The organism is Arthrobacter sp. C9C5, from assembly GCF_013359735.1.
Lineage (GTDB): Bacteria > Actinomycetota > Actinomycetes > Actinomycetales > Micrococcaceae > Arthrobacter.
The window spans coordinates 138,289-148,423 of sequence record NZ_JABFMX010000012.1 but is presented as its reverse complement, the minus strand read 5'-3'; the positions used below and the strand labels follow the sequence as shown (position 1 = coordinate 148,423).

At 68.9% G+C, this 10,135-nt stretch carries 9 protein-coding genes and 2 tRNA genes; 5 read left to right on the top strand and 6 right to left on the bottom strand.

All coding sequences use genetic code 11. From position 1 onward, the window contains the following. Nucleotides 1–242, top strand: a 242-nt coding sequence (locus tag HNO80_RS11380) for an HNH endonuclease signature motif containing protein (protein ID WP_175322962.1), incomplete at its 5' end; no start/stop codon positions are given. Nucleotides 243–411: 169 nt separating this feature from the next. Continuing rightward, nucleotides 412–786 carry a VOC family protein gene (locus HNO80_RS11375; RefSeq protein WP_175322961.1) on the top strand — a complete coding sequence of 125 codons (375 nt, stop codon included), beginning with the start codon at nt 412–414 and terminating at the stop codon, nt 784–786. Between the two features lie 98 nt (nt 787–884). Here the strand turns inward: HNO80_RS11375 and leuD are convergent, their stop codons facing one another. Both leuD and leuC read right to left on the bottom strand, forming a co-directional pair. Continuing rightward, entirely contained in the window at nt 885–1,487 is a 603-nt protein-coding gene (gene leuD / locus HNO80_RS11370) for a 3-isopropylmalate dehydratase small subunit (RefSeq protein WP_175322960.1), read from the bottom strand. A gap of 46 nt (nt 1,488–1,533) precedes the next feature. Next, a complete protein-coding gene (leuC, locus tag HNO80_RS11365) occupies nt 1,534–2,988 on the bottom strand; it encodes a 3-isopropylmalate dehydratase large subunit (RefSeq protein ID WP_175322959.1) in 1,455 nt (484 codons plus the stop codon). Nucleotides 2,989–3,149: 161 nt separating this feature from the next. Between leuC and HNO80_RS11360 the strand changes: the two genes are divergently transcribed. Both HNO80_RS11360 and HNO80_RS11355 read left to right on the top strand, forming a co-directional pair. Then, a complete protein-coding gene (locus HNO80_RS11360; protein ID WP_175322958.1) occupies nt 3,150–3,869 on the top strand; it encodes an IclR family transcriptional regulator in 720 nt (239 codons plus the stop codon). Between the two features lie 47 nt (nt 3,870–3,916). Beyond that, nucleotides 3,917–4,462 carry a DUF1697 domain-containing protein gene (locus tag HNO80_RS11355; RefSeq protein ID WP_175322957.1) on the top strand — a complete coding sequence of 182 codons (546 nt, stop codon included), beginning with the start codon at nt 3,917–3,919 and terminating at the stop codon, nt 4,460–4,462. 6 nt (nt 4,463–4,468) lie between these two features. Here HNO80_RS11355 and HNO80_RS11350 read toward each other — a convergent pair whose 3' ends face one another. The 4 genes from HNO80_RS11350 to HNO80_RS11335 form a co-directional block, all read right to left on the bottom strand. Continuing rightward, entirely contained in the window at nt 4,469–6,085 is a 1,617-nt protein-coding gene (locus tag HNO80_RS11350; protein WP_175322956.1) for a GTPase, read from the bottom strand. Next, on the bottom strand, nt 6,082–7,863 hold the full coding sequence (locus HNO80_RS11345) for a dynamin family protein (RefSeq protein ID WP_175322955.1): 1,782 nt from the start codon (nt 7,861–7,863) through the stop codon (nt 6,082–6,084). The genes HNO80_RS11350 and HNO80_RS11345 overlap by 4 nt, the downstream gene beginning before the upstream one ends. A gap of 106 nt (nt 7,864–7,969) precedes the next feature. Next, nucleotides 7,970–8,045 (bottom strand) — tRNA-Glu (locus tag HNO80_RS11340). Between the two features lie 130 nt (nt 8,046–8,175). Next, nucleotides 8,176–8,247: transfer RNA gene (locus HNO80_RS11335), tRNA-Gln, on the bottom strand. A gap of 357 nt (nt 8,248–8,604) precedes the next feature. On the opposite strand from HNO80_RS11335, the gene HNO80_RS11330 reads away from it, so the two are divergent. Then, the gene (locus HNO80_RS11330; protein WP_175322954.1) at nt 8,605–10,095 is read left to right on the top strand and encodes a hypothetical protein; all 1,491 of its coding nucleotides are present in this window, start codon (nt 8,605–8,607) and stop codon (nt 10,093–10,095) included. The last annotated feature ends 40 nt before the right edge of the window (nt 10,096–10,135 follow it).

Here is a 10,135-nt window from a genome sequence, read left to right as displayed (position 1 = left end):
GCTGCGCCTTCCCCGGCTGCACCATCCCGGCACCCTGGTGCGAAGCCCACCACATCACCTACTGGTCCAGAGGCGGCACCACGTCCGCCGAGAACGGAACACTCCTCTGCTCCCGCCATCACCACCTGACCCACAAGGAACAATGGACCATCCAGATCCGCGCCGGGATCCCCTGGTTCATCCCGCCACCCCACCTCGACCCATGCCAAACACCCCGAAGAAACCACTACTTCAGATGCTGAACAACGAAAGCCGATCTGCGGGGCCAGTCCGGACGGCGGTTACTGCCAGCTGGGGGCGCGGTACCCGTTCACCACCGCACGTACGTCAGCCGCGCATACAAGGGATGAAGTCACGCGCGAAATGAGGGAGAACGGCCTCTGGCTTCATCCCCTGGGCTATCGTGGGGCCATGCCAAGCCAGTTAGCTACTATTGCAATCGACGCCGTCCGGCCAAAGGTAGTGGCCGACTTCTGGTGCGCCGTCCTCGACTGGCATGTTGTCGAAGAGGATAGCGACGTCATCAGCATCGCGCCCCAGGACAAGTCCTGGCCTTCCATCGATGTGATCGCGGTGCCCGAGGGCAAGACGGTCAAGAACCGGCTGCACTTCGACCTGCGGGCTGACCGTGTATCCACCGCTGAGGAGCTGGAACGCCTGCTCGCCCTCGGGGCGCGGCGCACAGACGTGGGCCAAGGCCCGGACGTGAGCTGGGTGGTACTGGCTGATCCCGAGGGCAACGAGTTCTGCCTGCTATCCAGAACCGTCCAGGACGTCGAAGACTAGGAATCAGGAGTTAGCCCTGGGCCGCAGACACCCACGCGAGAGTGCCGCCGTCGGGTCACAAACCCGACGGCGGCACTCTTATAACTGCAGGAACCGCCCTAGGACAGCTTGGCTGGCAGCGTCGTGGGCTTGAACGCCGGCCTCGTGGCCTCGTAGGCGGTGATGTCTTCCTCGTGCTGCAGGGTCAGGCCGATGTCGTCCAGTCCCTCGAGCAGGCGCCAGCGCGTGTAGTCGTCAATCTCGAACGGCGCGACCACATTGCCGCATTCGACCGTTTTGGAGACCAGGTCAACCTTGACCTCTGTGCCGGGAGCGTTTTCCAGCACCTTCCAGATGAGTTCGATGTCGTCCTGGGCCAGTTCGGCGGCCAGCAATCCCTGCTTGCCGGAATTGCCACGGAAGATGTCCGCGAAGCGGGAGGACAGCACAGCCTTGAAGCCGTAGTCCTTCAGCGCCCAGACGGCGTGCTCGCGTGAGGAGCCCGTGCCGAAGTCGGGTCCGGCGACCAGCACGGAGCCGGCGCTGAACGGTTCCTGGTTGAGAATGAACGCCGGGTCCTTGCGCCAGGCCGAGAAGAGCGCGTCCTCGAACCCTGTCCGGGTGATGCGCTTGAGGTAGACGGCGGGGATGATCTGGTCGGTGTCCACGTTGCTCTGGCGCAGCGGGACACCAATTCCGGTGTGGGTGGTGAACTTTTCCATGGCGGATCCTTCGTGGCTGTGTGGATCGGTGCGGTCAGGGTGGGCGCTACACCGCGGCGGTGCGGCGGCTGACGGCCTCGGGCACGGGGTCCAGGTCCGACGGAGAGCTCAGCGTGCCGCGCACCGCCGTCGCCGCCGCCACGACGGGCGAAACGAGGTGGGTGCGGCCGCCCTTGCCCTGGCGTCCTTCGAAGTTGCGGTTGGATGTGGAGGCGCAGCGCTCCCCCACTTCCAGCTGGTCCGGGTTCATGCCCAGGCACATCGAGCAGCCGGCAAAGCGCCACTCCGCACCGAAGTCGGTGAAGACCTTGTCCAGGCCCTCGGCCTCGGCCTCGAGCCGGACGCGGGCGGAGCCGGGCACCACCAGCATCCGGATGTCCGGGTCCTTGGTTCGGCCGCGGATGATGTCCGCCGCCGCCCGGAGGTCCTCCATCCGGGAGTTGGTGCAGGAGCCCAGGAACACGGTGTCGACCCGGATGTCCTTCATCGGCGTGCCTGCTTCAAGGCCCATGTACTGCAGCGCGCGTTCCGCGGCGGCCTTGGCGTTCTCGTCGCCGAAGTCAGCGGGCGAGGGCACCTTGGCGGACAGGGACACGCCCTGACCCGGGTTGGTCCCCCACGTCACGAACGGTTCCAGCGTGTCGGCGTCGAGGTCCACCTCGGCGTCGAACGTCGCGTCGTCGTCGGTGCGCAGCGTGTTCCAGTATTCGACGGCGGCGTCCCAGTCAGCGCCCTGGGGCGCGTGCGGGCGGCCGTGCATGTAGTCATAGGTGGTCTGGTCCGGGGCGACCAGTCCGGCGCGGGCGCCGGCTTCGATGGACATGTTGCAGATGGTCATCCGGGCTTCCATGGACAGCGCCCGGATGGCGGAACCGCGGTACTCCAGCACATAGCCCTGCCCGCCGCCGGTGCCGATCTTGGCGATGACGGCCAGGATGATGTCCTTGGCGCTCACGCCGGGGCGCAGCGTTCCCTCAACGTTGATCGCCATGGTCTTGAAGGGCTTGAGCGAGAGCGTCTGGGTGGCCATGACGTGCTCCACCTCGGAGGTGCCGATGCCCATGGCGAGCGCCCCGAAAGCCCCATGCGTGGACGTGTGCGAGTCGCCGCAGACGACGGTCATGCCGGGCTGGGTGAGGCCCAGCTGCGGGCCGACCACGTGCACGATGCCCTGCTCGGCGTCACCCAGGGAGTGCAGGCGGACGCCGAACTCCTTGCAGTTGTTGCGCAGGGTCTCGATCTGGGTCCGGCTGGTGAGGTCCGCGATTGGCTTGTCGATGGCCAGCGTGGGAGTGTTGTGGTCCTCGGTGGCGATCGTGAGGTCGGGCCGGCGCAGCTTGCGTCCGGCGAGGCGCAGGCCCTCGAAAGCCTGCGGGGACGTCACCTCATGCACGAGGTGAAGGTCAATGAAGAGGAGATCGGGCTGGGCGTTGGCGCCTTCGCCGTCCCCCTTGCGCACCACATGTGCGTCCCAGACTTTCTCGGCCAATGTCTTTGCCACGGCCTGCTCCCTTCACTGCTGTTTCGCCGCGTGACCGTCTATGCTGCTTCGCGACGCGTCCCGTTCCGGCTGGTTTGTTGATCTCCACTGAATCAGCACTGCCGCCGAATATGCCAGCGCAATGATTTGCATCTCAGATATTGAGACGGCAATATCATTACATGGACAATTCTAGTGGCGTCGGCGTCATCGATAAAGCGGCCCATGTACTCGACGCGCTCGAGGCTGGCCCCACCACCCTGGCGCAGCTCGTTGCCGCCACCGGCCTCGCGCGGCCAACGGTGCACCGCCTCGCGCTGGCGCTCGTCCACCACCGCCTGGTGAGCCGCGACATCCAGGGCCGGTTCGTGCTCGGCAGCCGCCTGGTCGAACTCGCCTCCGCAGCCGGCGAAGACCGGCTGATCGCCTCCGCCGGCCCGGTGCTGATGCAGCTGCGCGACGCCACCGGCGAGAGTGCACAGATCTTCCGCCGCCAGGGCGACTGGCGCGTCTGCGTCGCCTCCGCCGAGCGGCCCATCGGCCTCCGGGACACCATCCCGGTGGGCACCCAGCTCTCCATGAAGGCGGGCTCCGCCGCCCAGGTGCTGCTGGCCTGGGAAGACCACGACCGCCTGCTCGAAGGCCTTCAGGCCGCCCGCTTTACGCCCACCGTCCTGGCCGGAGTACGACGCCGGGGCTGGGCCCAGAGCCTCGGGGAACGCGAGCCGGGGGTCGCCTCCGTTTCCGCGCCCGTCCGCGGCCCGTCCGGCCGCGTGATCGCCGCCGTCTCCATTTCCGGCCCGATCGAACGCCTGACCCGCCAGCCCGGCCGCCTGCACGCGGAAGTGGTCTGCAACGCCGCCCGGGTCCTAACCGAGGCGCTGCGCAAGACCAACGACTGACGCCCCCTGCGCGGGGGAATGCTGGACAACACAGCTAGGCTGTGGCCATGAACAGCTATGCGGTCTTTCTGCGCGGCGTCAACGTGGGCGGGGTCAACATCAAGATGGCCGAGCTCAAAGAGGCCCTCAAGTCTCGTCCGTTTTCGGCCGTGAAAACGCTCCTGGCCAGCGGCAACGTGGTGCTGGCCAGTGAGCTTCCGGCGGCCGGGGTGAAGGCCGAGTTCGAGGCCTGCCTGCGGGCAACCTTCGGCTACGACGCCTGGGTGGTGGTGCTGGCCGCCGGCCGCGTTGCCGAACTCGTCGACGCCTGCCCCTATCCGGCGGACGACACCGTGACGCACAGCTACGTCACCCTCTCCTCGGATACCGGGATACTTTCCGAGCTTTACGTCGCCGGCAGTGCCCTGGACGGGGTGGAGCTGACGCGGCTGGGGCCCGAAGCCGTGGCCTGGCTGGCTCCCGCCGGCGGCACCCTCGACAGCCCCTTCAGCAAGCTCTCCGCCAAGGCCAAGTACAAGGCCAGCACCACCACGCGTAACCTGCGGACCCTGGTCAAGGTCCGCGATGCCGCGGAACTCCTGGCGACCGGCTGAGGTTCGTCAGCCTGCCGCGGATTTCAAGGCGGCGTTGAAGGACTTGAGCCTGCTGATCTCCAGTTCCACCGGATCCACCACCAGTTCCTCCGCGACGGCGGCGACCGCGGCCTGGAGCCGCCTCCTGGCGGCCGCCGCACGGGCCCGCGCCGCGGCGCCGGCAATGAATTTCGCCGCGAGGGCGAGCACGATGCCCAGCAGCACTCCCCCGGCCACCATGACGGTGGGGACCGGCCAGCCCTCTATCCGCGGAATCTCCGGCACCGGTAGCTGGAAGTAGCCCAGCGCGGCAAGTACCCCCAGCCAGCCCAGGCCACCGAGCGCGACGAGCAGCCCCAGCCACTGGACCACGTTGAAGGCGGTCCACCACCAGGAGCTGCGCCCGGCTTTGAGATCGGTGCCGGCAATCGCCTGGTCCAGTGCGTCCGGGAGCTGCTCCCTGCCCTCACGGGCGGCGCCGCGGATGACCGCGCGCCAGGGCCCCGGGGCGCCGTCGGACGCGGCGTCCGCAAACTCCCGCACGGCGGCGTCGGTGCGGGCCCGCTCCGGGGCCCCGGCCGGCGGCAGCGAGGTACGGTTCAGTTCCGGCCGCGCCTGGGTCCGTCGCAGGTTCAGCCGCCGCAGCGGATCGGGCCGGAACCTGACCAGCCAGCGCGTCACCGGCCAACCGGTGCGGCGCGTGGCTTCCTGCCGGTAGGACCTCGCGACGGCTTCGACCACCACCGGCACATTCGCGGCGACGGCCAACTCCCCGGCCAGCCGGTCCCGGGTGCCGCCCTTGACGCCCGCAGCCTCGCCCGCACCGGAGGCCTCGGCAAGCCGCGCCGAGGCCCGGTCGACATCCGCAGCGAGCCGCTGCGAGAGCGCCAGCCGCTGCATGACCACCTGGCGGATGGCGGCCCGGACCTTGTCCACGCCGGTCCCGACAACGGCCGAGGCGCCCAGCACCTGCACTTTGCCCAGGCCGTCCCGCGCCAGGATGCCCTTCAGTGACTCCAGCACCGGCCGGATTTCATGTTCGGGCAGGCGGTCCACCTGGTTGAGTACCACGAGTGTGACGGCCGCGTGCGAGGCCAACGGGGTGAGGAAGTCATTGTGCACCGCGGCGTCGGCGTACTTTTGCGGATCCAGCACCCACACCAGGACGTCCACGAGGCCCACCATGCGCTGCACGATCTCCCGGTTTTCGGCGCGGGTCGAGTCGAAGTCCGGCAGGTCCAGCAGAATCAGCCCGGTGGTCTCGTCGGCGAATCCGGGGACTGCCGCGGCGTGGTGCCGGGTACGGACGTCCAGCCAATCGAGCAGTCCGTCGCTGCCCTCGGCACCCCAGATGCCGGCCAGGGGTTCGGAGGTGGTGGGACGCCGGGCGGCCGCGGTGGCGATTTCCTCGCCGCTGACGGCGTTGAAGAGCGATGATTTTCCGCTGCCGGTCGCGCCGAAGAAGCCCACCACGGTGTGATCCGCCGAGAGCGAGCGCCGGGAACTCGCCCGTTCCAGGACCTCGAGCACCTCGGCCAGGGTCTCCTCGGGCAGGGCGCCCGCGGCCAGTTCCCGGGCTTCATTCAGGGCATCCAGCCGGCGGTGCAACTGCGAGGCCTGCTTGGCGGCAGTGTGGCGGTTCATGCCGAGGCCGCCAGCCGGCCGAGCGCAGCGGCCTGCTCCGCGAGGATCGCCGGAGGCACACTGTCAGGCACCTCCAGGCGCGCCAGGAAACGCTGCTGCTCTGCCTGCAACAGCCGCGCACAGCGTACCTGCAGGTCTTCGCGCGCCGTCTTGGCCAGCCGGCGCACGGCGTCCTCGCCGAAGACGGCTTCGAGCACGCGCTGGCCTACGACGGCGGTGCCGCCGGCCACCCCGATCTCCAGCCCGGTCAGGCCCGCGGTCATCGAGAAGACCACGATCATCAGTGCCGCACCAAGGCCGTTGATGCCGAAGGAGAGCCAGCGGGCCTGGCTGCGTTTGCCTTGGCCTTCGGTCCGGATCAGCTCCATCAGGCTGCCCTGCCAGGCCCGGATCTCGGCGGCCACGGCGTCGGCGAAGCCCTCGCTGGTGCCGGAGAGGTCATCGGTGCCCAGCAGTTGGCGGCCGGCCGGGTCGGAGCGCCAGCGCTGGTCGGCGTCTTCGGCGGCGTTGGCGGCCTCGTCCAGGATGACAGCCTGCAGGCCTGTCTCGATCGCAGTCTCCACCCGCACGGCCGGGGTGGGTTCGCCCCGGAAGAAGGCGCCCATCCGGTCCCGCAGCCGGCCGATGTTCTGCTCCATGACGCGGAAGAACTCGCCCGTTCCCACGAAGTCCTGCCAGCGCGCCAGTACTTCCCCGCGCAGCAGGGCGCCGTCGCGGGTTGCGTCGAGGATCCGGCCGACGGCGTCCTCGTAGGCGCCGCTGGCGTCCTTGGCCAGCAGCCCGGCAGCGCGGTGCTGGGCGGCCACAGCGTCTGCGACGGCGTCGACCCGGCCGCCCAGCGCCTTGACCGTGCCGTTGAGCGTCCGGCGGGCAATCGCCGCGCGGCCGGCCGCGTCGGCGGCAAGTTCCTGAAGCCAGCTGCGCAGCGGCGCCACGGCGTCAACGGGCAGCATCCCCATGGCGTCCAGCGCCACCTCGGGCACGACGAAGAGCCGCGCGGCGCCCAGTCCTTCGCGGCTGAGCATGGCCTGGAGGTCCGCGCTGACCTCCTCCTCTGCCGCCGCCGGCACGCGGTCAAGCACCACGGCCACCATGATGTCGCGCGAGGCGGCGTCCAGCAGCAGGCGCCAAGGTACGGCGTCGGCGTAGCGGTTGGCGGTGGTGACGAACACCCACAAGTCGGCGGCCGCGAGGAGCTGGCCGGCGAGCCGGCGGTTGTCATCCGAGATGGAGTCGACGTCGGGGGCATCCAACAGAGCGATGCCCTGCGGCACGGCCGGGTCCGCTGCGAGCACCAGGGAGGTGACGGCGGCGGCGTCCGGGGTGGGGCCTGCCTGGTGTGCGGGCAGGGGCGCGGCGACCACCGTTCCGCGGATTCGGCTCAGGCTCGGCAGTACCCGCTGGTCCTCGAACCATTCGGCGTCGCCGGGGTGGTGCAACAGAATGGGCTGGCGGGTGGTCGGGCGGATCGCCCCTGCCCGGGTCACCGGGTGGCCCACCAGGCCGTTGACCAGCGTGGACTTGCCCGCGCCGGTTGAACCGCCGACGACGGCGAGCAACGGCGCGTCCAGGCTGCGGTAGCGGGGCAGGATGTAGTCATCCAGCTGGGCCAGGACCTGGCGGATGTCGAGCCGCGCGGTATCGGCCCCGGGCAGCGCCAGTGGCAACGACACCGCGGACAGTTCCCGCCGGACCGCCTCGAGCAGCTCGACGGCGGCAACCTGGCGTGCGGCGGGGGTCTGCTGTCCGGGGAGGCCGGTGCTTTCGTTGGAGCTCACTGCATCATCATGCCAGTTGGGCCGGCCCGGGCAGGGCCGCCGGCGTCCGGGCCGTTGGCCGCGACAACGAAAAACGGCCCCGGGCTGATGCCCGGGACCGTTTCGATGGTGACCCCAGCGGGATTCGAACCCGCGTTACCGCCGTGAGAGGGCAGCGTACTAGGCCGCTATACGATGGGGCCCTGTACTTTCCAAACAGCATCTCTGCCATTCAAGCCAAGTCAGTATTTCATAAACTCGGCGTGTGTTCCAAATCGGCCAGGCCGCTTCGAAACCCCTGATTCACCGCAGAAATCCGCGGCTTATTCAGAGCTGGGATACCAGGACTCGAACCTAGAATGACGGTACCAGAAACCGTAGTGTTGCCAATTACACCATATCCCAATGGAACTTTCGGGCCGTTTTCGCAGGTCCAAACCCGCGCTCCCAGCGCCTCAGCACGAGTAATTACTTTACCCGAGAGTTTTCCCTTGCACAAATCGGCGCCGCCACCTCGGCCAGCGCCCCGGCCGGCACGCCACTCCCGGCCCTCCAGGCATCGCTTGTTGGGATTCACCCGCAAAAACCCTTGCCAATCCGGCCCCGCCAAGTTTACGCTCGGTAAGTTACCAACGAGTAACAAACCCCTCCCCCACTCAGTTGCGGGCAGAACAACGGCCAATTTTGGATGTTAGCTGCATCACAGTTGCGGGGGGCCGGTAGCAGAGCCGCCGCCGGCGAGATCGTCGAGAGGAACAACCCGTGTCACAGAGCCGTGCCGCCACCGCCCCAACCCGCACCCGGGCGCAACAAATCGCCATCGCCATCCTGGCCCTCCTGCTGATCGCCCTACTGGGGTTCTACACCCTGGTCACCGGACGCATCACGGACGGATCCGCGAGGCTCAATGACGGTGCCGGACTGGCCTCTGCGGGGGCACAGCAGCTGAAGGACGGCGCAGGCAAGCTTGCCACCGGCGCTGGACAGGCCGACGTTGGCGCAGGCAAACTCTCGGACGGCGCCGCGAAGATCCAGGCGGGGATTGCCGAAAAGCTCGCCCCCGGAGCGGAGAAGCTGGAGGCCGGAGCCAGCCGGCTGGCCACGGGTGCCGTCAAGATCCAAACCGACGTCAACAACAAGCTGGCACCCGGCGTTTACAAGGTTGACGACGGCGCGCAGAAGCTCGCCGCCGGGGCGGTGCAGCTCTCCGCCGCCCTGACCCCCACCGCTTCCAGTGCGGCCCCGAACAACCTGGCCGATGGTGCCACCCAGCTCGACACCGGAGCGGCCAAACTGGCCGACGGTACCGGCCGACTCGCTGCGGGCGCCACCCAGTTGAAAGCCGGGACCGACCAGCTGAAGGCCGGCACCGATCAGCTGAAGGGCTACCGCGGAGCCAACAACAACCCCGAAGCCGGCACCGGAACCGCCGCTCTGGCCCAGGCCCTGGAACTGCTGCAGGCGGCCGCCAACGACCCCGTCCAAGGCCTCGTCCCGCTGGCCGTGGTCAAGGACAAGATTGCGAAGATTCTCGCCGGCGCCCAGCGGCTGGATGCCGGGGCGTCCCAGCTCCAGGGCGGCGCGGGCCAGCTCCAGGCCGGCGCGGGCCAGCTGCAGGACGGGAGCGCCCAGTTGAACACCGGCGCGGGCCAGCTCCATGCCGGAACGGGAAAGCTCACCGCCGGTTTCGCCACCCTGGCCGGTAAGCTCAACAGCCGCGACCCCAACAGCCCCGGCGTCGTCCTGGGCACCGAACTGCTGGCGGCCGGTACCGCGAAGATCCGCGTTGGCATGGACGGGGTTCCGGGCGACCCCGAACACCCCGGACTGCTGAAGGCCACCGCCAAAATGACCGACGGAAGCTCTCGGCTGGCCGACGGCACCCTGGCACTGAACGCCGGAATTGCGGGAGACCCTGCTGATCCGTCCAACCCCGGGCTGCTGAAGGGCTCCACGGCCCTCGCCAGCGGCGCATCGCAGCTCTCCGCGGGCAGCACCAAGCTGGCCTCGGGCTCCACCCAGCTATCCACCGGCGCCGGCAAGCTCGCCGACGGGAACGCCCGGCTGGCTGCCGGCACCGGAACGCTGTACTCCAGCGCAGCTGCGGTGTCCCCGTCGAACATGATCAAGGCTGACGTGGCAGTGGCCCTGGGTCTCGTGGCGCTCCTGGGGCTGGGTGCCGTCGGCGCCTACCTGGCCCTGCGGCACCGGCGACTGGCACAGGAACGGCGTCTCGGGCAGGAAACGGCTTAGCCCGCCACGCAAACGGCCCCGCCGGAGGAATGGATCCTCC

Coding starts and splice junctions, on each gene's coding strand:
- HNO80_RS11375 (WP_175322961.1), top strand. CDS start 412: ATGCCAAGCCAGTTAGCTACTATTGCAATCGACGCCGTCCGGCCAAAG.
- leuD (WP_175322960.1), bottom strand. CDS start 1,487: ATGGAAAAGTTCACCACCCACACCGGAATTGGTGTCCCGCTGCGCCAG.
- HNO80_RS11360 (WP_175322958.1), top strand. CDS start 3,150: ATGGACAATTCTAGTGGCGTCGGCGTCATCGATAAAGCGGCCCATGTA.
- HNO80_RS11355 (WP_175322957.1), top strand. CDS start 3,917: ATGAACAGCTATGCGGTCTTTCTGCGCGGCGTCAACGTGGGCGGGGTC.
- HNO80_RS11350 (WP_175322956.1), bottom strand. CDS start 6,085: ATGAACCGCCACACTGCCGCCAAGCAGGCCTCGCAGTTGCACCGCCGG.